The organism is Ruegeria sp. H4 (assembly GCF_056533065.1).
On record NZ_JBQFOC010000001.1, the window covers coordinates 444952 to 470030 of the forward strand.

Consider the following 25079-nt stretch of genomic DNA (forward strand, 5'->3'; position numbering starts at 1 on the left):
ATTTTATCGGCTGCGGGTCCGAGCCCCCCTTGATGTCAGACCATCTGAATGACATCTTTTTCGATCGACAGCATATAGCCCTTCTTCGCGATGTTTTTCACCAACAACTCGCTGACCATCTGATTGCCCAAGGCATCGCGCAGACGTTTGATCCGTGTCGCACCTGCCGCTTCGTCGCAATCCGAGGCGTCCCGGCCTGAGATCATTCCTTCGATCTGCGCGCCGGACAGCACCTCATCATCCAGACGGGATTCCGCCAGAACCGACAGGGTTTCCATCGCTGCCGGGGTCAGTTTGAAATCCATGTTGTTGAGGTAAACGGTGTTTTCCTCGCGGCTGATCAGCAGGGAAGTAACCTGTATCCCTGTGCGTTCAATCTGGGCCATGCGACGGTTCAGCAGCACCAGCATCACCAGAAATACAAAGGCCGAAATCAGCATCGCGCAGGAAAAGACCAGCAAGACGTAGATCACCATCCGATAGCTGGCCAGCGTGTCCGCAAAGGCGGTGCCGGATTGAGCCAGAATTTCCAACAGCCGGATTTCTGCCTGCGAGGTCAGATCACTTTCGACGAACAGCCGTTCAACCCGCGCGTTGAAGGCGTTGGCATCGGGCAATGTCCACAGCAAAAAGGCGGCAGCGGTGACAAGGATGATCAGGATCGCGGCGATTCCCAACCCTACCAGCCGGGTGCCAGACCGTCTTGCATCAGAAACGGAGATAGAATTTTCCGGCATTGGCCTTCCTTTGATCCAACCCTTCCGGCCCAAACACCGTCATTACATTCAGCAAGGTCCAGCCAGAGCCTTGCAGGCGCTGGGCAACCTCTTGTTGCGCCTTACCTTTGTCGCACGAGGTCACCTGCATCACACCGTAATGCAGGCGCAATGGGTTGTCCTGTTTTGCCTTGTAGTCCGCGTAGCAATCCGCTGCGGACGCGACTGAGCCCACCGATATCAGGGACGCCAGGGCCAAAGAAGAGATGATCTGTTTCATAGGCCGCATCCTGCGCATGGGTTGGCCCGATATTCAATAACGCAAGGGGTTTGCGCAGGCTGATATTGGATAGCAGAGGCCTGTTATTGCCTGTCTGAAAGGTGTGGGCCCAGTTTGGATACATCGAATGCGCGGCCCGTCATGTGGTCGCATCCACATCCGAAAGGACAAGCAAGATGCACAAGAAATTCATCGCTCTGATCATTGGGATTGCCATGGCTGTAACGGGGGTTTCCGCCTCACAAGCGCGCGCAGCGGACACGCGTGACATACTGGGCGGGCTGGCTGCGATCGCGATCATTGGCGCGGCGGTCAATCACTATAACAAGGAAAAACGCAAAGATCGTGAACGTGCTTCGCGGCAATATACCCATGTGGACCCAAAACCGCGCCATGTGAAACCACTGCCCAGACGGGTGGCGCGTTATGATCTGCCTCAACGCTGTCTGCGAACTTTCAATGCCTACGGGGACCGGCCGCTGTTGGGGACCGGGTGCCTAAACAAGCATTACAAACACGCCAATAGCCTGCCACAAGAGTGCAAGGTCGGTTTCTGGAATGGCAAAAAGGTAAAACGGGCCTACGAGCCTGCATGCCTGCGCCAACAAGGTTACCGCGTGGTTTATCAGTAATCAGTCACGAGCAGGAGCGGTGCCGCAGAAGCACCGCGCAAGAGAGGGGGCGGCGCAAGCGGCCCTCTCTTTTTTCTTGCGGTCGGTGATGAAACACGGTTTTCCAAAGGGATGATGGTTCCGAATTTTGAGCTTGAGCAGGCCCTGTTGGACGGCGGGCGTCTTCGCATCGCGGGTGTGGATGAGGTGGGGCGCGGCCCATTGGCTGGGCCGGTGGTTGCGGCCGCCGTGATCCTGAACCCGCTGGACATTCCCGAAGGGTTGAATGATTCCAAGAAGCTGACCGCGAAACGCCGCGCCGCTTTGGATGCGGCGTTGCGGGACCGGGCAGAGTTTGCAGTGGCCGAAGCATCCGTGGCCGAGATTGATGAGATCAACATCCTGCGCGCCTCGCATTTGGCAATGGAGCGGGCGGTGGCGGCCCTGGACCTGGCGCCTGATTATCTGCTGATCGATGGCAATATGATCCCGCGCGGCCTGAAGATCCCCGCCCAAGCCGTGGTCAAAGGAGACGCCCGATCAGTGTCGATTGCGGCGGCCTCGATCCTTGCCAAAAACTGGCGTGATCAACTGATGGTGGATTTGGCGCAACAGCATCCGGGATATGGATGGGAGACAAATGCCGGTTATCCGTCAAAACAGCACCGTGACGCGCTGCAAAATCTTGGTGTGACCCCACACCATAGACGTTCATTCAAACCGGTCCACAATATCTTGTATCAAGAGTAAACTGTAAGTCACTGATTCAAAAAAGAATTTGACGGCGAATCATCTTTGACTCATCCTTGTCTCAACCAAATGAGCGCAGAAGCGCCGTGGAACTGAGGCAGTGATATGACCACCATTAAGACAAAGGGCGCAGCCGCGCTCCCTTTAAACACGATTCTTTCCGGAGACTGCATCGACGTGATGAACAGTCTGCCCGAGGCGTCGGTTGACCTGATTTTCGCGGATCCACCGTATAATCTGCAACTGAAAGGTCAGTTGCATCGCCCCGATAACTCTCAGGTGGATGCGGTCGATGATCACTGGGATCAGTTTAGCAGTTTCGGTGCCTATGATCAGTTCACGCGGGAATGGCTGAAGGCGGCGCATCGTCTGCTGAAACCGAATGGTGCGATCTGGGTGATCGGCTCGTACCACAATATCTTCCGTGTGGGTTCAGCCCTGCAGGATGCGGGTTATTGGATTCTGAATGACGTCGTGTGGCGCAAGTCGAACCCGATGCCGAATTTCCGTGGCAAGCGCTTTACCAACGCGCATGAGACGATGATCTGGGCCTCGAAACAGGAAGGCGCGAAATACACGTTCAACTACGAAGCGCTGAAGGCTCTGAACGAGGGCGTGCAAATGCGCAGCGATTGGGTGCTGCCGATCTGCACCGGGCATGAACGTCTGAAAGACGACAACGGCGATAAGGCACATCCCACGCAGAAACCGGAATCGCTGCTGCATCGCGTTCTGATCGGGTCGACCAATCCGGGCGACGTGGTGTTGGACCCGTTCTTTGGTACTGGCACCACGGGTGCCGTCGCGAAAATGCTTGGTCGTGAGTTCATCGGCATCGAGCGCGAAGAAAGCTATCGCAAGGTCGCCGAAAAGCGCATCGCAAAAGTGCGCAAATTTGACCGCGAGGCGCTGGAGGTCAGCGCCAGCAAACGCGCCGAGCCGCGCGTGCCCTTCGGCCAGTTGGTCGAACGCGGCATGCTGCGTCCGGGTGAGGAACTGTATTCCATGAACCAGCGCCACAAGGCCAAGGTTCGGGCAGACGGCACATTGGTCGGTGACAATGTCAAAGGCTCGATCCATCAGGTTGGTGCGCATCTGGAAAACGCCCCCTCCTGCAACGGTTGGACATATTGGTGCTTCAAACGCGATGGCAAGACAGTGCCCATCGACGTGTTGCGTCAGCAGATCCGGTCTGAGATGCACAACTGATTTCAAGAATACCGCCGGTGCCTGTGGCCTGACACAAGGCACTTAGCCTTGCCCCGCCGATCCTACGGCGGGGTCTTTTGTTTTTGGCCAAGGAATGATTGCATAAGCCAAACTCGTCAGACCGTACAGGAGTGCTGACCCTTGACCGACATTGCACCCAGCCCGTCCCGCTTTAGCCGTTTCTTTATAACTCAGCCGGACGATTTTGATCTGGACCACAAATACGCCGAAGAGGCGCTGGAACGGCACAAGCGCGAAGGGTTGGAGCTGGCGGTCAGGGCCCGCTGGGTTGCGATGGGTTTGACCGGGATTCTGCTGATCTATCTGAACCCAAACTGGGAAGTTCTGTACTATCACTTCATCCTTTTGCTGATTTGCGCAAACGGCTGGTTGATCCAGCGTGCGGGGCGCGTCGGGCAATCCAGGGTCGAGCTGCTTTTGATCTTTGCGGATCTGCTGATCATGACGCTTGGTATGATCGTCCCGAACCCGTTCAGCGATGATGTACGGCCCCTTGCGACACAATTTCGGTTCGACAACTTCCAGTACTTTTTCATTATTCTTGCTGCGGGAACGCTGGCCTATTCATGGCGCACTGTTGTTGCGATCGGATCCTGGACGGCTATGATTTGGACCGTTGGCTGGGTTATTGCCTGGTGGGTTGCAACGCCATTCCCTGAATTGGGTGACAGTGTCTTTGTCGCGCTGCAAGGGTATCCCGATCTACAGGGATTGCTTGATCCCAACAATTTCCTTGTTTCTCTGCGGGTTCAGGAAGTCATCGTATTTGTGATGGTCGCTGTGACCTTGGGCATTTCGATGCGACGGCTCAATCGCCTTCTGCTCAGCAATGCAGGACTAGAGAGGGAGCGCGCAAACCTGTCACGGTATTTCTCGCCCAATGTGGTTGAATCATTGAGCCATAACGATGAGCCACTGAAACAGGTTCGCAAAGAGAACATAGCGGTTTTGTTTATCGACATTGTTGGGTTCACCCGGTTTGCGGCGGGTCGCGACCCTTATGAGGTGATCGAGGTTCTGCGTGGGTTTCACGGGCGGATGGAGACTGAGGTATTTCGGCATAACGGTACGTTGGACAAGTATCTTGGCGATGGCCTGATGGCCACGTTTGGAACGCCGGTCACAACGCCGTTGGATGCGACCAACGCGCTTGGCTGCGCGCGGGCCATGGCCGAGGTTATCGAGCGATGGAACCTTGAACGCCGGCGCGCGGGTGAGGTCGAGATTCACGTCGGGATCGGGGTCCACTATGGCTCGGTCGTTTTGGGAGATATCGGTGCCAACCGGCTGGAGTTTGCGGTGATCGGCGATGCGGTGAACGTTGCGGCTAAGCTTGAGGCGATGACCCGTGAATTTAAAGCGGATATTGTAGTCAGCGATGCGCTGCGGGACCAAGTGTTGAAAGAAAGCCCGACGAGCCAGCCATTGCTGGAAGGGTTCGCCCCAAAAGCCAGCCAACCAGTGCGCGGCGTTGAAGACCCTATGGATATCTGGATCAACTAAGGGGCTCCCGCCCGGAGGGGCCGCATCAAAGATGCAACCCCACCCGTTGGGCCGGGCAGCGCGCTGGGCGCGCTGCGGTCAGGTATTTGGCTGCGGGTTCTGCGCTTTGTTGTAAGGGTGCCAATCCGTGATTTCGGGGTAGTATTGCCGCCGCCAGGCCCGGACCCGAGGGTTCATGACGCGCCGCCACAGGGGCGGGATCATCGCGGCAACGGTCATCACGGGGTAGCCATAGGGCAGTTGCGGCGCGTCCTCTTGTGCATGGTTTTGCAACAAGGGGAAGCGCCGGTTTGGTTTGTAATGGTGGTCGGAGTGACGCTGAAGGTTGATCAGCAGCCAGTTCGAGGCTTTTTGCGCGGCATTCCAAGAATGGCGGGGCAAGACATGCTCGTATTTTCCGTCGCCCATGTGTTTCCGTGTCAGCCCGTAATGTTCGACATAGTTGACCAATTCCAGCTGCCAGATGGCAACGCCCGCCTGCAATAGGAGTAATCCCAGCCCGGCCCATCCTCCGATCAGCCCCGCCAGCAGAAGCATCCCGCCTTGTAACGCCCAATAGCGCCAGAACGGGTTTGCGCGGTCTGTCCAAGGGCGATCTTTGCGGGCAAGCTTGTCCTTCTCGGCGTGAAAGGCAGAGACCAGGCATTGCAACAAAACGCGTGGATAGAAGCGATGGAACCCCTCGTTATAGCGCGCGGTAACCGGGTCTCGCGGCGTTCCGACATAGCGGTGGTGCACCAGCAGATGCTCGGATCGGAAATGGGAATAGAGGACCATTGCCAGCAGGATATCCCCCAGCCAGCGTTCCAGCCGAGACCGCTGGTGCATCAGTTCATGGCTGTAATTGATACCCACCGTGCCCGACAGGATGCCCATACCGAAGAACAGGCCAATCTTAGACCAGGTCGTCAGATGGTCGGTATGGGTTGCATACCAGATCAGGCCAAACAGGGTGACGAACTGAGCAGGGACCCAAAGCTTGGTCAGCAATATATACCAATGCAGGATATCGTCGGGCGTTTCCGGGTTTGCATTGTCAAGATTGAGCCCGGTGAGCCGATCCAGCGCAGCAAAGGCCCACCAGGTGGACAAGGGGATCAGCAGAACCCACCATCCGCCTGCTATTGCTGTGGCCCAGATCAAGGGGATCAACAGGAACGATACCCAGAAGGGCATCGCGGTCTGCCAGCGGGTCAGGGTTTGAGTTGCGATCATCTAGTGCTCCGAACCTTCGAACGCAGCCTAGCCCGAGCAATCGCGCTTGGACAGCGGGCTTATTGCCCCCTCCACAAATCGTGAGCCTTGCGCATCACAGTAGGCAGGTCGTTGGGTTTGAACTCATGCTTGGTCAGAAGTGTCAGCCCATCTGGTATGGTGTTGGCTGGCAGCACGGCTGTCCAGATTTTCAGCACCAGATGGAAATGTGTAAAAGTATGGCGCACTTCGCCCGGCAGGGTGCGCCAATCCGCTGGGAAAGGGGGCGCTTCGGCAGGGGTTTCAGACCAGTCAGACCCGGGCCAGCCGAGCATTCCGCCCAATAGACCCTTATCAGGACGGCGTTCCAACAGCAGCGCCCCGTCCATGCGTTGGGCGATGTAGATATGGCCGAAGCGGGTGGGTTTGGGCTTTTTCGGTGTTTTCTTTGGCAGCTCTGCCTGTGTTCCGGCGATCCGGGCCTGGCAGGGATCGCGCAGCGGGCAAATGCCGCAGGCGGGGGATTTTGGAGTGCAGATGGTTGCGCCCAGATCCATGACCGCTTGTGCGTAGTCCCCGGGCCGCTGATCGGGAGTCAGCGCAGAGGCTTTTTCCTTCAGAACGGATTTCGATCCGGGCAGCGGATCGTGAATGTCATAAAGCCGCGCCATCACCCGTTCGACATTGCCGTCCAGCACAGTCTCGGGCCGGTCAAAGGCAATGGCCGAGATCGCAGCGGCGGTGTAGGGGCCAATTCCGGGCAATTGCAGAAGCGCATCGTAAGTGTCCGGAAACTGCCCCTTGTGATCCTCGGCCACGACCCGCGCGCATTTCAACAGGTTGCGGGCGCGGGCATAGTAGCCAAGTCCGGCCCATTCCCCCATGACCTGATAATCCGGTGCGGCGGCCAGCGCTTGAACCGTGGGCCAACGCGTGGTGAAGCGTGTGAAGTAATCACGCACGGCGGCCACGGTTGTTTGCTGCAACATCACCTCGGACAGCCAGACGCGGTAGGGGGCAGGCTGTACACCAGCCGCACGATCCGCCGGACCCACGCGCCATGGCATTTCGCGGGCGTGGCGATCGTACCAGTCCAAAAGCGCGGTGCTCACGCTGAATTCAGTGATGTCACGCAAGTTTTATCTAACTCCCCGTCAGGTTTCGCTGGCACCTGCCATTCTGCCCATTACAATAGCGGCGCAGGAGTTGGAAACCAGATGCAACGCAGACGTTCCTCGACCCGCGGGTTCAAACGCACCGCCAGTTTGCTGAATGATCAGATTCGGCGCGCCGGGGAAAGCCGGGGGTTTGCTGTGTCGCGACTGCTGACCCATTGGGCCGAGATTGTGGGGCAGGATACTGCCTCGATCGCGCGTCCGGTGAATGTGGGATATGGCAAAGGCGGGATTGGTGCCACATTGACGCTGCTGACCACAGGGCCGCAGGCTCCGATGCTGGAAATGCAGAAGGAGCAGCTGCGCGGCAAGGTGAATGCCGTTTACGGTTACAACGCGATCAGCCGTATCCGGATCACTCAGACCGCTCCGACCGGATTTGCCGAGGGGCAGGCCAGTTTCGATCACAAACCGAAGCCGCCGAAACCCGAAATAGAACCTGAAATCGCAGCCGAGGCAGACAAAGTGTCGCGTGACGTTCACGATGGTGATTTGCGCGCTGCCCTTGAACGTCTGGGCCGCAACATTTTATCTAAGCACAAACGCTGAGAAAGGGCTGAGAATGAGCCGTATTGCAACAGGAATCTGTGCGGCTGTCGCCATTGCCGCTGGTGGGTATTGGCTGACAACCACAAGTTCGACCCCCGCCAACCCGCTGGTCGGAAGTGCCATCGCACAAGAGGCAGAGCTGGATACATCAACCATTGTTGAAATGGTTCAAGGGGCCGAAGATGCCCCGGTCGAAATCATCGAATACGCATCCTACACCTGCCCGCATTGCGCCACCTTTCATAAAGGGGCCTATAAGCAGTTGAAGAAGGATTTCATCGACACTGGCAAGGTCAAGTTCACCTATCGTGAGGTCTATTTTGACCGCTATGGCCTGTGGGCGTCGATGATAGCGCGCTGCGCGGGTCCCGATAAGTTCTTTGGCATCACCGATCTGCTTTATGAGGGTCAGTCCGAATGGACCCGCGCCGGTGGCCCGACTGAGATCGTGGATGAGCTGCGCAAGATCGGTCGCCTCGCAGGTATCGACAACGATCAGCTTGAAGCTTGCTTGCAAGATGGAACCCGCGCCCAGACATTGGTTGCTTGGTATCAGGAAAACGCCGAGCGTGACGGGATTGAGGCGACACCGTCTTTCATCGTCAACGGCAAGAAAGTGTCCAACCAGTCCTACGCCGATTTCAAGCAGCTAATCGAATCTGAACTGGGCAGCTAAGCTGTTATCCGGTCGGCCCGAACAGGGCCGACGCTAGGGTGAGGGCGCGACCTTTGCCAACATCTCTTTGACGGCGTCTGCATCCGAGATGTGAAGACGAACCGGCAGGGTCACGACCTTTCGCCGGAAGGCTTCGGGCAGGCGGACAGCGTCTTTCTCGGTTGTCACCATTTGCGCGCCCAATAGGCGCGCTTCGTTCTCAAGGCGGGTCATCAGGGCTGTGGTCAGTGGCTGGTGGTCATCCAGCGCTTCGGCGCGCGCAAGCTCTGCCCCCTGTTGGCGGAGGGTTTGAAAGAACTTCTCAGGGTGGCCGATCCCGGCGAAGGCCAACACTTTGGAGCCTGTCCAGTCCATACCGGTCTGCAAGGGCTCGACCACTCCGGTTGCAAGCGGCACGGTGATCGCATCACCCCACTGCTCAGCAAATCTTGCCTGTGCGGGGGTATCTCCAAGTGAAAGCACCAGATCGGCGCGTTTCAGACCAACATCGACCGGCTCGCGCAAGGGACCTGCGGGCAGGCACAGTCCGTTCCCGAACCCGCGCTGGGCGTCCACCACGATGATCGAGAAATCCTTGGCGACCGAGGGGTTTTGAAACCCATCGTCTAAAACGATGACCGTTGCCCCATCCTCCGCCGCCGCGCGTGCCCCGGCGGCCCGGTCTTTTGCAACCCAGACATCGGCGAACATGGCCAGCAGCAACGGTTCATCCCCGACTTGCGCTGCCGAATGCTTGCCGGGGTCGACCCGCACCGGGCCTTCCAGAGTGCCGCCGTGCCCACGGGTCACGATATGTGGCGTGTGCCAGCTGTCGCGCAATTGCTCGACCATCCAGATTGCCGTGGGTGTCTTTCCCGTACCGCCTGCGTTCAGATTGCCGATGCAAATAACCGGCGCGCCCGGTTTGATACCGGCCTCCTGTGCGACGCGGCGAGCCGTTGCCGACGCATAGATACGACCCAGGGGGGCCAATATGCGCGCCCTTAGATCCAGTTGATCCGGGGGGGTGTTCCAAAATTCAGGTGCCCGCATTTTCGGAACTCCGTTGGTCCAGCGCGTCCTGCACCATCTCGATCAACCTGTCGGCCTGAGGCGCGCCTTCGGTGATCATTTGCCACCCGGCCAGTGCCATCCCCGCTGCCTGATCTGGCGCCAGTAGTTCGGTTACTGCGTCGCCCAACTCGGTTGCGGATTTGATCATGCGGGCTGCTTTGATCTGTTTCAGCTGATCGTAAAGTCCCTGGTATCGATGCACAAACGGACCGTGCACGATGGCGGAGCCAAGGGCAATCGTTTCCAGCGGGTCGCATCCGCCTGCGCCGCGCTCAAGCGAGCTGCCCATGAAGGTCACTGGGCAGACCCGTTGCCACAGGCCCAGATCCTCGGGCTCTGAGGTCAGGATGACCTGTGTCGCGTCTTCGATCTGGTCACCCTCGTCCCAGTTGCTACAGCGTAGATCCATCGATGCCAGCCGCCGCTGCAGGGGCTGTGCTTCACCGATATCGGCGACATGCAAAACCAATACCAGCCGGGGCATCATGCGCAAGGCCTGACGGTGGGCGCTGAGGACCGAGATAAATTCTTTATCCTGAGTTCGTGCCGCCAGCCAGACGGGCCGGCTGGACAGGATATGGGTGACCTCGATCAGTTCGTCTTCGGGCCATGGCCTTGGGTTCGGACTGATCTGGAGGGGTGGGGTTTCCTCGACTTTTGACGACGGAATGCCCAGCCGCCTAATCTGGCGCGCGATCTCTTCTGATGGCGTCAGAATATGATCAAAGCAATTGAAGGTATACCGGCTGATATCCGGCAGCCAGCGCGCAAGTCTGACGCTTGAAACCTCGGGTGTTGCTTCGATCAGGATCAGAGGGATTTTCTGGTCTGCGGCGCGGGTGATGATGCTTGGCATCAACCCACCACCGACCCACAGACCCATGTTCGGGCGCCAATGATCCAGAAAACTTCGGGCTGCACCAGTATGTTCCAAAGGCAGTGTGATCAGGGGAAAGCTGGTTTCCGCCCAACGCGAAAGATCAGCGTCCGGAGGGGCGGTTAGCAGCAAGGATAATCCCGGCCGGACCTGTTTCAATCGCTCGCACAGATCGACGATCACGCGCAGGCGGTCCGGATCGGCGATATGCACCCACAAAACCTCGCCTGTTGGGCGCGGTAGATCGGTTCGGCCATCGTTTTTCGGCATACGCCACGACAGAATCCGATAGGCCATAAGGCTAAGCGATTGGGGTTGGCTCATGCCGGGATCCCCGGACCATCCTCATCGAGTTGTGCGGCCAGAATGGTATGCAGTCCTTCACCGGCGGCGACCACCCCGTTCAATCGGGGATGTTCGTTATTGAAGCGCAGTGGTTGTCCTTGGCGGTCCGTACATATCCCACCTGCTTCGCGTACGATCAGATCGCCTGCCGCGATATCCCATTCCCAGCTAGGGCGCAGCGTCAACATTCCGTCGAACCGGCCCTCGGCGACCAGAGCCATGCGATAGGCCAGCGATGGGCGGTAGGCCCGTTTGAAGGGTGGTACCTGACCCGCGCGCCAATGATGTGCAGCCAAGTTCGGCTTGGCTGCCAGAAGCTCGGACTTGTCCAAAGCCTCGGCTTGGGTCGCGTGGATCGCCGCGCCATTCAGCGTGGCCCCCTGGCCCTTGCTGGCGGCATAAAGCAGATCGCGCATCGGCAGGAAGATCACGGCAGCAGTGACTTCGCCTTTGTCGGTAACGGCCAGCGAATGGGCCCATGTCCGGGACCCCTCGGCAAAGCTGCGAGTGCCATCGATTGGGTCGATGATAAAGGCTCGGTCTCGATCGAGACGCTCGGCGGTATCTTCGGTCTCTTCGCTGAGCCAGCCATAGCCCGGGCGTGCCGCTGGTAAGCGTTGTTCGAGCATCGCGTTCACGGCCAGATCGGCTTCGGTCACGGGTCCGGCACCGTCGGGTTTATCCCAGCGCTGCGCCTGCGGTCCCGAATAGCGGGACGCGATCTTGCCAGCCTCAAGGGCCGCGTCGATCAGAAGGGGCAGATCAGTTGCCGGCAAGCGTCATTCCTTCGATCAGTACCGAGGGCACGACCCGTGACAGATAAGGCCGCGCATCATTGGCCGGGATCATCCGCATAAGCATATCGCGCAGGTTACCCGCGATGGTGCATTCGTTGACCGGATAGGTGATCTCTCCATTTTCGACCCAGAACCCTGATGCCCCGCGTGAGTAGTCACCGGTGTTGGGGTTGATCGTTGAACCGATCATCGAAGTAACCAACAACCCGGTTCCCATATCGCGCAGCAAATCGGCGCGGCTTTGCGTGCCTTGGGTCAGACTCAGGTTCCAATTGCTGGGCGAGGGCGGACCTGAGACGCCACGGGCGGCATTTCCGGTCGACTCCATGCCCAGCTTGCGAGCGCTGGACAAATCCATCGTCCAGCCGGTCAGGATACCGTTTTCAACAATTGCGCGACGTTGGGTTGGCAGGCCTTCGGCATCAAAAGGGCGAGAGCCCGAGATACGCGGGCGATGCGGGTCTTCGATCAGGGACAGATGCGCGGGTAAAACCTGTTCCCGCAGATTGTCTTTCAGCCAGGATGCTCCGCGCGCAATTGCGGCGCCGTTGCTCGCTGCCAGCAAGTGACCGATCAAAGAAGTCGATATGCGCTCGTCAAACAAAACTGGAAAGCTTCCGGTCTTGGGTTTGCGTGCGCCCACCAACGACACGGCCCGTTTGCCTGAGGAGTGGCCAATATCCTGCGGCGTGCGCAGATCTGACTGAAAGGTTCGGGCGTCGCCGTCATAGTCACGCTCCATCCCCGTGCCTTCACCCGAGATCGCAACGCAGGAGGTTGACCGATAGCTGCGCGCGTACTCCCCGGAAAACCCGTTGGTCGCCGCCAGACTAACCCGATGGGTGCCGTAGCTGGCCGCTGCATCTGACACTTGCGATACCCCGGAAACCGCCAGCGCGGCGGCTTCAGCGGCAATTGCATCCTGCATCAAGGCATCTGCTGCGGGTTCCGGCGCAGGATCGAATAGCTCCAACGCGTCGATATCCCAAACTTTCGCCAATTGAGCGCTGTCAGCCAGGCCCGTAAACGGGTCCTCGGGTGCTTCCTTTGCCATCGCCACGGCGCGTTCCGCCATTTTGGTCAGCGTATCGGGCCGCACGTCAGAACTGGAGACAATCGCTTGCTGCTTGCCCACAAACACGCGCAGCCCAAATTCCGTTTCTTCAGAGCGTTCGGCATGCTCCAACGCTCCGTGCCGCACCTCGACAGAGACCGACGAGCCATCGATTACGATGGCATCCGCTGCCTCAGCCCCGGCTTTGCGGGCGGCATCCAACAGGTTATGGGTCAACTCTTGTGGCGTGCGGGTCATGGCGTCTCCGGTTTCTTTGCACAGGACCTAGCCTTGCACAGCCCGTCTCGCAAGACCTGCAGCCGGATGCAATCGTGGTGTTTGCATCCAAGGTCATGAACAAGGGCGCATCGGGGCGCCCTTGTTCGATCACATTTACTTAATGCGTTGACCATTGGCCAGAATTTGGCCGTCTTCTTTGAACTCGATGGTCGATGTCAGCGTATCGGGTTCATCACCCGGCACGGCCATCATGCCCATCATCATACGCGCACCCAGCGCGTCATTCTCGGACATCAGCCCCATGCCAATCAGTTTGTCGATCAGTGCATTTGCGCCCACCAACTCAAGATTGGCGACACCCGATGGGGCGGGCATGCCGAATTCCTGGGTGTTTTCGTTGTCGAAGGCAAAGTCGCCGTCACCTGACAGGCGCGCGCCAACCAGCGAGACCAGCAGCTCGTTGATCGTTAACGAATGCAACTCGGCAGGCAATTCGTCGGAGCTTTCCAGAGCTGCCGCCTGTTCCGGGTCGAAGATGTTCATCAGCACCTTGGCCGTTCCGCTTGTATCCAGTGCAATTGTTGCCGGATCGCGGGGCAAGGTGCCTGCGGGGTCAAACATGCTCCACAAAACGTCAGACATGGTGAAATCGGTCAGGTTCATCGCAAACCCAAATGGTTTGACCTCATCCGAGGGCTGCACCGGGATATCAAGCTTCAGACCAGCCTTTTCCATCGCCAGTTCGAGCGGGAAAGGCAGGTCGGCTGTGGTCACTGCCATCTGGGTTTTGTTCTGTTCAAGATCATAAGCCAAGCTCTCGGCGTCCATACTGGCCGCGAAACGCCCACCTTCGGAGGAGCTTGCCATGGTGAACTCGCTACCTTCTGCGACCCCGCTGATATTTGTCTCGCCCGAGCCGTAAGTGAATTCACCATCAAATTCGAAACCGGAGGTATAAAACGCGCTGGGATCGCTCAGGTCTAGCCCGCTTGGCAGAACATTGTCGCCTTCGAATGTCAGATCATTCAACTGTCCGACGAACAGGCCCGAATCCCCAAGTTCAGGGTCTTCAAACGCGACGTTGTAAGACAGCTCCGCGGCCTCTAAGGTCTGAGCGATGGTGCGATCTTCACCGATGAGCATGCGCGAGCTGCCAGTCACATCGACCATATCGAACTGGACGTCAAATGCATCAGCGGGCAGCGCTTCATCGCCTGCCTCCAGCTCTTCAATCGCCACGCTCAGCTGGGATGCCGAATAATCATAGGTCATGTCCTCAGGTGTGCCTGAGACAACCATGTCCAGATCGGTCTGAGAATAGATCAGGTCGACGGAAAACACCTCATCCTCGGCGGTGCCGGACAGTGTCAATGGAAAGCTTTCTGGGAAGCCGATGCTGATCGTGCCATCGCCGTTTTCTGTCAGCGTAACTTCAGGCATCATCATGCTGAACTCGGCCTCATCCTCGGGCAGATCCATCAGCACAGTCATGTTCGTGATAGTCGTCACGTCCCCGGCACTGCTTTCATCACCGGTAATGGTATAGCCCATCGACTGAAAGTAAGACTGCCAATCCGCCCAGATATCATTGGCGGTCAGGTCGGCCCAGGCGCCTTGGGTGGCAATTGTATAAGCCAGGGCTGCGCCGCAGCTGCGGCGGAGGAAAACAGACATAAGGTAACCCTTCTTGATCAATTTGATGCGCATGGTCGGGGTTGTGGCGGGCATCGTCAAGGGGGCAAGGGCTGGACCCTTTCCCCGTTTCCGCGCTACGCCTGTAGCCAAATTCCAACTCAGTACGTCAGGAGCGGCAAATGCAGGGAAAAACAGTACTTATAACCGGGGCCAGCCGGGGCATAGGCGCTGAAGCTGGGCGCGTTTTTGCCGCAGCCGGGGCCAATGTCGCGCTGGTTGCACGCAGTCGTGATCAGATTGATGCACTGGCGGCTGCGCTGGGGGATAACGCGATTGCGCTGGCCTGCGATGTCAGCGATTTCGTGCAGGTTGAGCAGGCGGTGGCCGATTGCGTCGCTCGCTTCGGCAGTTTGGACGTGCTGATCGGCAATGCCGGGGTGATCGAGCCGATCTTTCACCTGGCCAATGCTGATGTCGCGTCCTGGAGCCAGGCCATCGACATCAACCTCAAAGGTGTCTTCTACGGGATGCGCGCCGCCCTACCGATCATGCGCGCAGCGGGCGGAGGGACGATACTGACCGTTTCTTCGGGCGCGGCTTCGAACCCGGTTGAGGCGTGGAGCCACTATTGCTCCTCGAAAGCGGGGGCAAAGATGCTGACCGAATGCCTACATCTGGAAGAGGCGCATAATGGTATCCGCGCCATGGGTCTGTCGCCGGGTACGGTGGCCACAGATATGCAGCGCGTTATTAAGGCCAGCGGCATCAACCCGGTCAGCCAGTTGGACTGGGATGTTCACATCCCGGCGGACTGGCCCGCGCGGGCGCTGATGTGGATGTGCTCATCCGATGCGGATGAGTTTCTGGGATCCGAGATTTCCCTGCGCCAGGATGACATCCGCCAAAGGATCGGTTTGACGTGATTGAATTGACGCAGGACGACGGTCTTTGGATCGTCACGATCAATAACCCGGGTAAGGCAAATGCTTTGACACGGGCGATGCTGACCGAACTGGCCGAGATTGCAGAGGCGGCGACTGAGGCCAGCGCCCTAATCCTGACAGGCGCCGGCAAAGTGTTTAGTGCTGGCGCCGATCTGGACGAGGCGCGCGCCGGGCTCGCCACCTCGGACGTATGGGAGCGCCTGTCGGGCGCGATTGCCGCCTTGCCCTGCCTGACGGTGGCCGCATTGAATGGCACGCTGGCCGGTGGAGCGAACGGGATGGTGTTGGCCTGTGATCTGCGCATCGCGGTGCCGTCGGCCAAGTTCTTTTATCCGGTGATGAAGCTGGGTTTCCTGCCGCAACCGTCTGATCCCAAACGCATGGCGGCTTTGATTGGCCCTGCGCGGACCAAACTGATCCTGATGGCGGGGCAGAAGATCACAGCAGAAGAGGCCTATGCCTTCGGTCTTGTGGACCGCATCGTTGCGCCCGAAGACCTGATGCCCACTGCGCAAGAGCTGGTGGCGGACAGTGTGGCTGCAAAACCCGACATCGCCGCTGGCATCGCCGAGCTGTGCCGATGAGGTTGTCCGCGCTGCGATTGCGCGTCGCCGACCCGGATCGCCTAGCCGGTTTCTATCGGGAGGCGCTGGGTATGTCGGTGCAGGTCGAGGGGCAGAACCGCCGTGTTGGCTATGACGGGCAGGATGCGGATCTGTTGCTGATGCCGGGTGGCGGCGGGTACGCCCATGATCAGGGGCAACGATACTGGAAGATCGGGATTACCCTGCCCAATGTGGACGTGGCGGTTGAGGCGTTGGGCAAACAGGGCCATGCTGTCAGTGTCCCGCGTCAGTTTCTGGATATCGGCTACATGGCCCATCTCAGCGACCCCGAAGGCTTTGTGATCGAACTGCTTCAGCATGATTTCGAAGGCAACCGGCCCGAAACCGCAGCAGATCCCGCGAACCCGTTCGCGCAGGCACGGGTTGGCCAGATCACCCTGCGTACAGGTGATATAGCCGCCGAGGACGCATTCTGCCGCGCTCAGGGCATGAAACTGCTGTCAACGCAGGACGTCGCCCCATACGGGTTCGATCTGCATTTCTATGCGTTCACGCATGACGTACCGCCTGATCCCGATCTTTGGGCGGTGTCGAACCGCGAATGGCTTTGGAAACGCCCTTACACAATGCTGGAATTCCAGCACGTTCAGGGCGCGCAATTCGCGCCTGTGCCGGACTACCAGGGGCTGGAGGTCGAAAGTTTGGCAGAGCCTATTCAGGATGCGTTTGGCGACCCAGTTCTGCCAGGCTGATCATCGCCCTCTGCGCTTGCCCGGCACTTTCGATTGAAAGCCGGGTGGGCGTCTGCGGACCCAGTTCAGGAATTTCTCAAGCCGTGGATGGGCGCGCAGGGCCTCGACCGTGCTGAAACTGCGCGCCAATTCGGCTTCGGACAGCGTGGCGTGGATTTCCTTGTGGCAAATCTTGTGCAGCAGCACGGTGGGTCCGCCCTTGCCTCCTTTGAGTTTTGGGATCAGATGATGCAGGCTGCCGCCGCCCTCGGGGATCGGGCGGTCGCAAAGCGGGCAGATTTGATCGCTGTTCGTCATGATATGGAAAGATGCGCCTGTGGGCGATGAAGGCAAGAGGACTGCGATGGCGCAGGCAGTGGTGATCGGGGCAGGGCCCGCCGGATTGATGGCCGCAGAACAGCTGGCCCAAGCTGGTCACAGGGTTCTGGTGGTCGAGGCCAAGCCTTCAGTCGCGCGCAAGTTTCTGATGGCGGGAAAGTCGGGCTTGAACCTGACCAAGGATGAACCTTTCGAGACGCTGCTCCAATCGTATGACGAAGCCGCTGACTGGCTCCGCCCGATGCTAGCTGAATTCGACGCGCAGGATGTAAAAAACTGGGCCCGAGAGCTGGGGCAGGAACTATTCACCGGCTCCACGGGGCGCGTGTTTCCGACGGTCATGAAAGCCTCGCCCTTGTTGCGTGCGTGGATGGCACGTCTGTCTGACGCAGGTGTTGAGATCAGAACCCGCTGGCGCTGGACCGGATGGCAGGACGACGCGCTCAGCTTTGACACGCCAGACGGGGCGCAGGCGGTGAAAGCCGATGTGACGATCCTTGCAGTGGGTGGAGCCAGTTGGGCGCGTTTGGGATCGGATGGCGCATGGGCGGATATCCTTTCCCAGAAAGGTGTAAATGTTGCCCCGTTTGCCCCTGCCAATGCCGGTTTTCTGGTCGATTGGTCAGATCACATGGCATCGCATTTCGGCGCGCCGATCAAAAGCGTGGCACTTCAGGCCGGATCGCTGCGCACGCGGGGCGAAGCCGTGATCTCTGCCCGTGGTCTGGAAGGTGGCGGCATCTACACCATCTGCAAAGCCGTGCGGGAAGGGGCGGAGTTGACCTTTGATCTGATGCCCGATCTGTCGGCGGAGGATGTGGCGCAGCGCCTAAGCAAAACACGCGGCAAAGCCAGTCTATCCAACCATATTCGCAAGTCGCTCAAGCTGGGTCCGACCCGAACCGCTTTGCTGACCGAGTTTGGTCGCCCCCCTCCCACCGAGCCCGATGCGCTGGCCCGGCTGATCAAATCGCTGCCCGTTTGTCACGCCGGATTGCGCCCGATAGACGAAGCAATCTCGACCGCAGGGGGTGTTTCACGCGATGCGGTGAATGATGGCCTGATGCTGACCAACCTTCCGGGTGTGTTCTGCGCGGGCGAGATGCTGGATTGGGAAGCCCCGACAGGAGGCTATCTGCTCACGGCGTGTTTCGCCACCGGGCGCTGGGCTGGTCGATCAGCCGCGGACTGGCTGCGAACTAGCTAAGCTCGGCCAGTTTCTTATAGGCAGGCCGGTTCCGCATTTCTTTGCCATAGGTTTTCAGTACATCTGAATTCAAAGGGAATCCGGCGCCTTTGGCCCAGCTCATGCAATGGACCAAAAGGATATCGGCAATCGTCATTTGATCACCCAGCAGGAATGGACCTTGAAACCGGCGTTCTAGCCGCTGGAAATTATTGTCGAATTCCCATTTGGCCGCCTCACTGATGCCGGGTGCGCGTTTGTCTTCGGGCAAAATGAAGCCATGTCGTGCGGCGACCCATAGAACGGCGTCCAACTCGTCAAGAATTGCATGAAAAAGCGAATCCTGAATGGCGCGGTCATAGCTGCCTGCCGGATAGGTGAAAGCGCCATGTTTATCAGCCAGATAGGTCATGATCGCGGAGCTGTCAGAGATCAAATGGCCACCATCCTCGAGTACAGGGATCTTGCCCGTGTGGTTCAACGCCACGACCTTGGGGTCGCGTGGACCGACTTTTATCAGCTCATATGGCTGACCCAACTCTTCAAGCAGCCAGATGACACGCGCTGCGCGGCTTCGAACGCTCCCATAGACTTTGTACATGCTATCCTCCTGCCAAATGCCTGACCGAATGTGACCCGGATCGCGCGTACGTCAAGACATACGCGGGGTCAGCGTGACCGCGCCAGCATCGCCAATCGGATCATTGCGCGTTCGACCAATGCCATCGCGGGGGCGGTTTGGCCGGCAGATCGCAGGGACAGGTCGGTATCTGTGAGTACCGTCAGTGCCGTTTGTAGTTTTGGCGCGCCCCATCCCTGCGCCTGACGCAGAATGCGGTCGCGCCGTTTGCCATAGACCGGAGGCCGCAGCTTGCCGATGCCCTGCGCTGCACCACCGGGATCTGAGGCGCAGGCATAAAGTGTGCGAAAATGCCGGGTCGCACCGATGCACAGCGTTACTCCGTTTGTACCCTGTGCCTGCAAGCGTCGGATGAGCGGCCCGATTTCTCCGGCGCGTCCTTCGGCAACAACGTTCAGGACATCGTCCAACGCCGCCTCGGTCGAGCGGGGCGCGCAGGCTTCTATGTCATCCATGCTTAGCTCGGTATCATCGCCGCGCTTGTAAAGTGACAGCTTTTCAATGGTTTGAGCGAAGTCACCTGGGCTGAGGCTGACGGCCAGTTCGCTGAGTGCTGACATCGGATCGCGCGGGATGTTGCGTAGCCCGGCTTGGGTCAGAACCCGCTCTACCTCGGCCCGCGAGGGGGGATCATCGTAGATACCAACCGCATAGGCCTGAGGATGCGCCTCAAAGGCCTTGCGGATTTTCGAGCTGGGTTTCAGCTGACCCGCGGTGACGATGATCTGCGCATCACCCGGTGCCCAATCCTCGAGCGCCGCCAAAATCGAAGGCGCGGCAGTATCGGTCGCCTCTTCCACAAAAACCGCGCGCGGACCTGGGAAAAAGCCAACCGCCTTGACCGCATCCAGCAATAGGGCCGGATCGCCGCGCAAGTCGCTGCCCGGCATCCGTGTCAGGCGCATTTCCTCTTCGGCATTTTCGCCAAGCAAGGCTGCTAGCACCTGCTGGCGCTTCAGCGCCACCCGCATGGCATCGGCACCATAGATAAGCAGCCCGGTTTTGCCCGCATCAGGCTTGGCAAAATAGCCATCCGCCTCACGCGGGCTCAGCTTCATGCGGTCAGGTCCGGCGTGGCATAAAGGCGATTGACGATCTGATCCGACAGAATCGACATCAATCGCCGTTTCGCGTCCCGCTCATCCGCCAGTGTGGAAACGGTCGAACCTGCAGCCGAATAGCCCACAAAATCGGTAACCGTACCCGACGCTATGATCTGACCTGTTTCGTTGGATCGAAGCGAAAACTCTGCCCGGCCGTTGATGGTATAGCGGTTGGTTTCGTTGGTTGTCGTGATCGCGGCGGCTTGAATGTTGGTCGCAACCTGAACGTTCAGCTTGTAATCCTTGCCGGATGTGGCGCTGCGGCCCAGTTTTTGTTCAAGGTTTTCAACCAGAAGAAAACTATCAACCGTGTTCGGAGCCGATAGCTCGACCCGGCCAAACAGTTCGGAACCAGACCCACCTGGGGCGTAAACAGGTTCAAATCCGCAGGCAGACCCGGCAAGGCAGGCTGCCAGTGGCATCAGTAGAACTCTTCTGCGATCAAACGACGACATTCACGATCCGACCCGGAACAACGATGACTTTCTTCGGTGCAGCACCATCCAGCGCCTTTTCGACAGCTTCGGTGCTAAGCGCGATTTTTTCAACCTCGTCCTTGGGCATATCCTTCGGAACGCTGATTTCTGCGCGGCGCTTGCCGTTGATTTGAATGGGCAGGGTGACGGTATCATCCACCAGCATCGCCTCATCCGCCTCTGGCCAGGGTGTTGTCGCGACCAACCCTTCGCCACCCAACAGTTGCCAGAGCTCCTCGGACAGGTGCGGCGTCATCGGCGACATCAACTGTGCCAATATCTTCGCTGCCTGGCGTTTGGCATCTGACCCTGCTTTGGATTTGGCAAGCGTATTGGTGAACGCATAAAGCTTAGCGATAGAAGCGTTGAAGCCAAAGGATTCGACCCCGCCAGATACATCATGGATCGCTTTGTGCATCTCGCGCAGAAGGGTCTCATCCTCGTCATTGGCCGGGATATCCGACGCTGCGATCTCGGACGCAATGCGGTGCACGCGGCTGAGGTGCTTAAAGGCGGCCTCGGCCCCGGATGCGGTCCATTCCACGTCCCGTTCAGGCGGAGAATCGGACAGAACAAACCAGCGCGCAGTGTCGGCGCCAAAGGCTGAGATAATGCTGACCGGGTCGACCACATTTTTCTTGGATTTCGACATTTTGGCCGAGGGGATGATCTCGACCTCGCTGCCGTCGGCCAGTTTACCGTCGGTCACGTCCTCGGGCAGGTGGTAGACCGGGCGGCCCTTGGCGTCGCGGGTCTGGTAAATTTCGTGCGTCACCATGCCTTGGGTGAACAGCGCATCGAACGGCTCAATAGCCTTTTTCGGCAGATGACCGGTGATCTGCATCGCCCGCGCAAAGAAACGGGAATAGAGCAGATGCAGAATCGCATGCTCAATCCCGCCAATATACTGGTCGACATTCATCCAATACTCGGCTTCGGCCAAATCTGTGGGTGTTTCTGCACGCGGGGCTGTGAAACGGGCATAGTACCAGGATGAATCAACAAACGTGTCCATCGTGTCGGTTTCGCGCTTGGCGGGTGCGCCGCAGGCCGGGCACGGGGTGTCGCGCCAGTTGGGGTGGCGGTCCAGCGGGTTGCCGGGGATTGAAAAGTCGATGGGTTTGCCGTTGCCATCATCATAAGGCAGTTCGATCGGCAGGTTCTCTTTCTTCTCGGGAACTGTGCCGCATTTCTCGCAATGAACCACGGGAATCGGGCAGCCCCAATAGCGTTGACGGCTGAGGCCCCAGTCGCGCAGACGGAATTTGACCTGCGCTTTGCCCAAATTCCGCTGTTCGAACCAGTCGATTGTTTTGTCGATCCCGTCCTGGCTGGTGGATTCGCCCAGACCGGCAAAGTGTTCGATATAAACGACTTTCTCGGATTTCTGGGGCACCAGCGCCTCGGTTTCGATCTCGGATTCATCACCTGGCATATGGAACGCAGGCACAACGGGAAGCTGGTACTTGCGGGCAAAATCCAAGTCACGCTGGTCGTGCGCTGGACAGGCGTAAACCGCGCCCGTGCCATAGTCCATCATGACAAAGTTGCCGATCCAAACCGGAAGTTCCTGATCCGGCCAGACGGGATGACGCACGGAGATACCGGTATCGATGCCCTTTTTCTCGGCCTTTTCCATGGCCGCTTCGGTGGTGTCCATCTTGCGACATTCGGCGATGAACTCAGCAGCTTCGGGGCTGTTTTCTGCCAGTTGGCGCGACAAAGGATGTTCCGGCGAGACTGCAATGAAACTTGCACCCCGCAGCGTATCCGGGCGGGTCGAGTAGCAGATAATGGGCTCACCGCCATCTGTGCGCTCAAACGGGATTTCGATGCCGCGCGACTTGCCGATCCAGTTTTCCTGCATAAGGCGGACCTTGGCGGGCCAGTTGTCGAGGGTATCCAGCGCCTCAAGCAATTCTTCGGAATAGTCACTGATCTTAAAGAACCACTGGGTCAGCTCTCGCCGTTCCACCAATGCGCCCGAACGCCAGCCGCGCCCGTTTTCCACCTGCTCATTGGCCAAAACGGTCATGTCGACCGGGTCCCAGTTCACCACTGCGTTCTTGCGATAGACCAGCCCGGCCTCAAGCATATCCAAGAACAAGGCCTGCTGCTGACCGTAGTATTCGGGGTCACAGGTGGCGAATTCTCGGGACCAGTCGATGGACAGGCCCAGAGGTTTCATCTGTCCGCGCATGTCGGCGATGTTGCTGTATGTCCAATCTTTCGGGTGACCGCCGATTGCCATTGCCGCGTTTTCTGCGGGCATTCCGAATGCGTCCCAACCCATTGGATGCAATACGTTATGGCCGGTTGCCAGCTTGTGCCGCGCGATCACGTCGCCCATCGTATAGTTACGCACATGACCCATGTGAATGCGCCCGGACGGATAAGGAAACATCTCAAGCACATAGTATTTCGGCTTGTCTGCCTTGCTGCTTGCCGTGAAGATCCCGGCCTTGTCCCAGGCCTCTTGCCATTTTGCTTCGATTTCGTTGGCCGAATAGCGCGACATCATGCGGTCCTTCGTGAATGAAAACGCCGGGTCAGAACCCGGCGTGGTATTAGAGTGTATTTCGTCGGGTTGCTAGAACTTACTGTCTGCAATGCGCAGCTGACGGGCGCGGGACAGGATCGCATCCTCAACCGCGCGCGCGGTCGCATCGCTAACAGGCGCGCCGCCGCTGCTTTGCAAGGCGACCGATAAAGACCGCGCAGCAAGGGCCGGGTCACTGATATGCACAGTCGCCCGATAGGAGCGTCCGCCGCCCGGAGGGGTGCCATACCCCGTTACGATCACGCCTGTGAAAGGATCGACCTCCTGAACTGGAAGAAAGCTAAGAACATCCAGCGAGGCGGACCAAAGATAACGATTCACATTGGTTGTCTGCTCGGCATTGCCGCGATCAAACACATCCCAGATTGACGTGCGTTCAGGGTCGTTCAATTCGCGCTCAGAAGACCGGCTGCTATCGGTGTTGCTATAAACGGGGTTTGGCGCGGCGCTTCGATTCGGGCCACAGGCCGAAACGGCGGCTATTGTTGCAATCAAACCCAAAATCGTAGGCACACGCATCGTAAGCAGGTCCTGTTTTCACTCGCTGTCATCGTCAGGGGATACTCCTAACTAAGGTCCCTGTGCGCAACAACCCTATTCTTTGGTATTTATTGAGTGTGCAGTTGGGCAGCAGGACGAGAAGATGACTGTGGCATCCTTGCACCAATATTTTGTCAATGACAGCGCGTTGTTTAGGCCAAGCTTGCGCAAAGGGGGCAAAAAGAGCGAAACGATGTCCGTGCTGAGACATGTGCTAGGCATGTGTCGAGTAGATAAATCTTTGAAACCGAGGGAAACAAGATGAAAAAAGTTCTCTTTGCAACGACGGCGCTGATCGCGACCGCAGGCGTTGCAGCAGCAGAAGTTAAGTTCGGCGGCTACGGTCGTTTCGGTATTGGATACCTGGAAGACCGTTCCACCGACGAAAACGTAAGCGACACCATCCTGGTCTCGCGCTTCCGTCTGAACATCGATGGCATCGTTGAAACCGACGGCGGCGTACGCTTCGAAGGTCGTGTTCGTGTGCAGGCTGACGAAGACTCCGACAACGGTGAAGCAAACGCAGCTGGCCTGAACGGCGCGCGCTTCTCGGTCATCTTCGGTGGTCTGCGTGTTGACGCGGGCAACGTTGCCGGCTCGTTCGACAACCTGGCAAACTACTACGGTAACGAGCCTGGTCTGGAAACATTCATCGGCCAGTACTCGGGCGTTGACTATGACTTCCTGGCCTACTCGTCGACTGGCGCGGGCGCAAACGCTGTGTTCTTCCAGTACGCAGTTGGTGACTTCGCGTTTGGCGCGTCGTACGACCAGAACGTTGGCAACGTTGGTGGCGACACCACCCTGAGCGGCATTGACCGTTGGGACCTGAGCGCGACCTACACCTTCAACAACATCACCGCAGCACTGGCCTACGGTCAGACCGATGCTCCGGCTGGTGGTGAGAAGAGCACCCTGACCGTTCTGACCCTGGGCGCAGAATTTGGTGACTTCTCGGGTACTCTGTTCGTCGCAGACGATGACGTTGCAAACGATGCTGAAAACGGCACTGCATGGGGCTTCTCGGCCGCATACAATGTTGGTGCGGCTCTGACCCTGACCGCCGCTTACGGTGACGGTTCGGCTGACGACGATACCCGCAACATCGGTATCGGCGCTATCTATGACCTGGGTGGCGGTGCATCGCTGCGCGGTGGTATCGGCGACATCAAAACTGGTGACGCGGACGGTCAGCTGCGTGCTGACTTCGGTGCCCAGTTCAACTTCTAAGTTGATCTGAACCACAAAGTTCTCAGGGCGGGTCTTCGGACCCGCCCTTTTCTTTTGTCGCCACATGGTGTTCTGTCGC

At 58.5% G+C, this 25079-nt stretch carries 26 protein-coding genes; 11 read left to right on the forward strand and 15 right to left on the reverse strand.

The window, feature by feature from the left end; translation table 11 throughout:
• Positions 1-35: 35 nt before the first annotated feature.
• Entirely contained in the window at positions 36-737 is a 702-nt protein-coding gene (locus ACR0KG_RS02195; protein ID WP_353008969.1) for a winged helix-turn-helix domain-containing protein, read from the reverse strand.
• On the reverse strand, positions 709-996 hold the full coding sequence (locus ACR0KG_RS02200) for a hypothetical protein (RefSeq protein ID WP_480826354.1): 288 nt from the start codon (positions 994-996) through the stop codon (positions 709-711). Before ACR0KG_RS02200 ends, ACR0KG_RS02195 begins: the two co-directional genes overlap by 29 nt.
• A 176-nt stretch (positions 997-1172) precedes the next feature.
• Between ACR0KG_RS02200 and ACR0KG_RS02205 the strand changes: the two genes are divergently transcribed.
• The 4 genes from ACR0KG_RS02205 (at position 1173) to ACR0KG_RS02220 (ending at position 5090) form a co-directional block, all read left to right on the forward strand.
• Complete coding sequence (locus ACR0KG_RS02205) at positions 1173-1628, forward strand: hypothetical protein (RefSeq protein ID WP_480543156.1); 456 nt, start codon at positions 1173-1175, stop codon at positions 1626-1628.
• A 111-nt stretch (positions 1629-1739) separates the two neighbouring features.
• Entirely contained in the window at positions 1740-2357 is a 618-nt protein-coding gene (locus ACR0KG_RS02210; protein ID WP_480543154.1) for a ribonuclease HII, read from the forward strand.
• Positions 2358-2462: 105 nt separating this feature from the next.
• Entirely contained in the window at positions 2463-3566 is a 1104-nt protein-coding gene (locus tag ACR0KG_RS02215; RefSeq protein ID WP_480543152.1) for a DNA methyltransferase, read from the forward strand.
• A gap of 141 nt (positions 3567-3707) precedes the next feature.
• Positions 3708-5090: an adenylate/guanylate cyclase domain-containing protein gene (locus ACR0KG_RS02220; RefSeq protein WP_480550665.1), complete on the forward strand. Its 1383-nt coding sequence runs from the start codon at positions 3708-3710 to the stop codon at positions 5088-5090.
• A gap of 78 nt (positions 5091-5168) precedes the next feature.
• Here ACR0KG_RS02220 and ACR0KG_RS02225 read toward each other — a convergent pair whose 3' ends face one another.
• Together ACR0KG_RS02225 and mutY are read right to left on the reverse strand one after the other, a co-directional pair.
• Positions 5169-6305 (reverse strand): alkane 1-monooxygenase, encoded by a 1137-nt coding sequence (locus tag ACR0KG_RS02225; RefSeq protein ID WP_480550667.1) that lies wholly within the window; start codon positions 6303-6305, stop codon positions 5169-5171.
• Between the two features lie 59 nt (positions 6306-6364).
• Positions 6365-7420, reverse strand: coding sequence for an A/G-specific adenine glycosylase (mutY, locus tag ACR0KG_RS02230; protein WP_480826355.1), 1056 nt, complete (start codon positions 7418-7420; stop codon positions 6365-6367).
• Between the two features lie 81 nt (positions 7421-7501).
• Between mutY and ACR0KG_RS02235 the strand changes: the two genes are divergently transcribed.
• Together ACR0KG_RS02235 and ACR0KG_RS02240 are read left to right on the forward strand one after the other, a co-directional pair.
• Positions 7502-8008: a DUF721 domain-containing protein gene (locus ACR0KG_RS02235; RefSeq protein ID WP_480826356.1), complete on the forward strand. Its 507-nt coding sequence runs from the start codon at positions 7502-7504 to the stop codon at positions 8006-8008.
• Between the two features lie 13 nt (positions 8009-8021).
• Positions 8022-8684: a DsbA family protein gene (locus ACR0KG_RS02240; RefSeq protein ID WP_480543146.1), complete on the forward strand. Its 663-nt coding sequence runs from the start codon at positions 8022-8024 to the stop codon at positions 8682-8684.
• 33 nt (positions 8685-8717) lie between these two features.
• On the opposite strand, the gene lpxK is transcribed toward ACR0KG_RS02240, so the two are convergent.
• The 5 genes from lpxK to ACR0KG_RS02265 form a co-directional block, all read right to left on the reverse strand.
• Positions 8718-9716, reverse strand: a complete 999-nt coding sequence (lpxK, locus tag ACR0KG_RS02245) for a tetraacyldisaccharide 4'-kinase (RefSeq protein ID WP_480550673.1) — start codon at positions 9714-9716, stop codon at positions 8718-8720.
• Positions 9703-10938, reverse strand: a complete 1236-nt coding sequence (locus ACR0KG_RS02250; RefSeq protein ID WP_480826357.1) for a 3-deoxy-D-manno-octulosonic acid transferase — start codon at positions 10936-10938, stop codon at positions 9703-9705. Before ACR0KG_RS02250 ends, lpxK begins: the two co-directional genes overlap by 14 nt.
• On the reverse strand, positions 10935-11735 hold the full coding sequence (locus ACR0KG_RS02255; RefSeq protein WP_480550677.1) for an inositol monophosphatase family protein: 801 nt from the start codon (positions 11733-11735) through the stop codon (positions 10935-10937). The genes ACR0KG_RS02250 and ACR0KG_RS02255 overlap by 4 nt, the downstream gene beginning before the upstream one ends.
• Positions 11722-13068: a TldD/PmbA family protein gene (locus ACR0KG_RS02260; RefSeq protein ID WP_480543137.1), complete on the reverse strand. Its 1347-nt coding sequence runs from the start codon at positions 13066-13068 to the stop codon at positions 11722-11724. The genes ACR0KG_RS02255 and ACR0KG_RS02260 overlap by 14 nt, the downstream gene beginning before the upstream one ends.
• 135 nt (positions 13069-13203) lie before the next feature.
• The gene (locus ACR0KG_RS02265; RefSeq protein WP_480550679.1) at positions 13204-14724 is read right to left on the reverse strand and encodes a DUF2125 domain-containing protein; all 1521 of its coding nucleotides are present in this window, start codon (positions 14722-14724) and stop codon (positions 13204-13206) included.
• 140 nt (positions 14725-14864) lie between these two features.
• Between ACR0KG_RS02265 and ACR0KG_RS02270 the strand changes: the two genes are divergently transcribed.
• From ACR0KG_RS02270 to ACR0KG_RS02280, 3 genes are read left to right on the forward strand one after another with little or no spacing between them, the layout of a single operon-like run.
• Positions 14865-15608, forward strand: a complete 744-nt coding sequence (locus tag ACR0KG_RS02270; RefSeq protein WP_480550681.1) for an SDR family oxidoreductase — start codon at positions 14865-14867, stop codon at positions 15606-15608.
• Positions 15605-16213 (forward strand): enoyl-CoA hydratase/isomerase family protein, encoded by a 609-nt coding sequence (locus tag ACR0KG_RS02275; RefSeq protein WP_480550683.1) that lies wholly within the window; start codon positions 15605-15607, stop codon positions 16211-16213. The genes ACR0KG_RS02270 and ACR0KG_RS02275 overlap by 4 nt, the downstream gene beginning before the upstream one ends.
• Entirely contained in the window at positions 16210-16947 is a 738-nt protein-coding gene (locus ACR0KG_RS02280) for a VOC family protein (protein WP_480550685.1), read from the forward strand. Before ACR0KG_RS02275 ends, ACR0KG_RS02280 begins: the two co-directional genes overlap by 4 nt.
• Here ACR0KG_RS02280 and ACR0KG_RS02285 read toward each other — a convergent pair whose 3' ends face one another.
• Positions 16948-17244, reverse strand: a complete 297-nt coding sequence (locus ACR0KG_RS02285; protein ID WP_480550687.1) for an HNH endonuclease — start codon at positions 17242-17244, stop codon at positions 16948-16950.
• Between the two features lie 46 nt (positions 17245-17290).
• Here ACR0KG_RS02285 and ACR0KG_RS02290 point away from each other — a divergent pair, with 46 nt between their 5' ends.
• Positions 17291-18472, forward strand: a complete 1182-nt coding sequence (locus ACR0KG_RS02290; protein ID WP_480826358.1) for a TIGR03862 family flavoprotein — start codon at positions 17291-17293, stop codon at positions 18470-18472.
• Here ACR0KG_RS02290 and ACR0KG_RS02295 read toward each other — a convergent pair.
• From ACR0KG_RS02295 to ACR0KG_RS02315, 5 genes are all read right to left on the reverse strand, one after another.
• Positions 18465-19052: a glutathione S-transferase family protein gene (locus ACR0KG_RS02295; RefSeq protein ID WP_480826359.1), complete on the reverse strand. Its 588-nt coding sequence runs from the start codon at positions 19050-19052 to the stop codon at positions 18465-18467. The two genes, ACR0KG_RS02290 and ACR0KG_RS02295, sit on opposite strands and share 8 nt — an antisense overlap.
• 68 nt (positions 19053-19120) lie before the next feature.
• The gene (holA, locus tag ACR0KG_RS02300; RefSeq protein ID WP_480826360.1) at positions 19121-20149 is read right to left on the reverse strand and encodes a DNA polymerase III subunit delta; all 1029 of its coding nucleotides are present in this window, start codon (positions 20147-20149) and stop codon (positions 19121-19123) included.
• The gene (lptE, locus tag ACR0KG_RS02305; RefSeq protein WP_480826361.1) at positions 20146-20616 is read right to left on the reverse strand and encodes an LPS assembly lipoprotein LptE; all 471 of its coding nucleotides are present in this window, start codon (positions 20614-20616) and stop codon (positions 20146-20148) included. The genes holA and lptE overlap by 4 nt, the downstream gene beginning before the upstream one ends.
• Positions 20617-20635: 19 nt before the next feature.
• Entirely contained in the window at positions 20636-23188 is a 2553-nt protein-coding gene (gene leuS, locus ACR0KG_RS02310; RefSeq protein ID WP_480826362.1) for a leucine--tRNA ligase, read from the reverse strand.
• Between the two features lie 72 nt (positions 23189-23260).
• Entirely contained in the window at positions 23261-23749 is a 489-nt protein-coding gene (locus tag ACR0KG_RS02315; protein WP_170533418.1) for a DUF3576 domain-containing protein, read from the reverse strand.
• 282 nt (positions 23750-24031) lie between these two features.
• Between ACR0KG_RS02315 and ACR0KG_RS02320 the strand changes: the two genes are divergently transcribed.
• Positions 24032-25000, forward strand: a complete 969-nt coding sequence (locus tag ACR0KG_RS02320) for a porin (protein WP_480550697.1) — start codon at positions 24032-24034, stop codon at positions 24998-25000.
• Positions 25001-25079 lie beyond the last annotated feature (79 nt).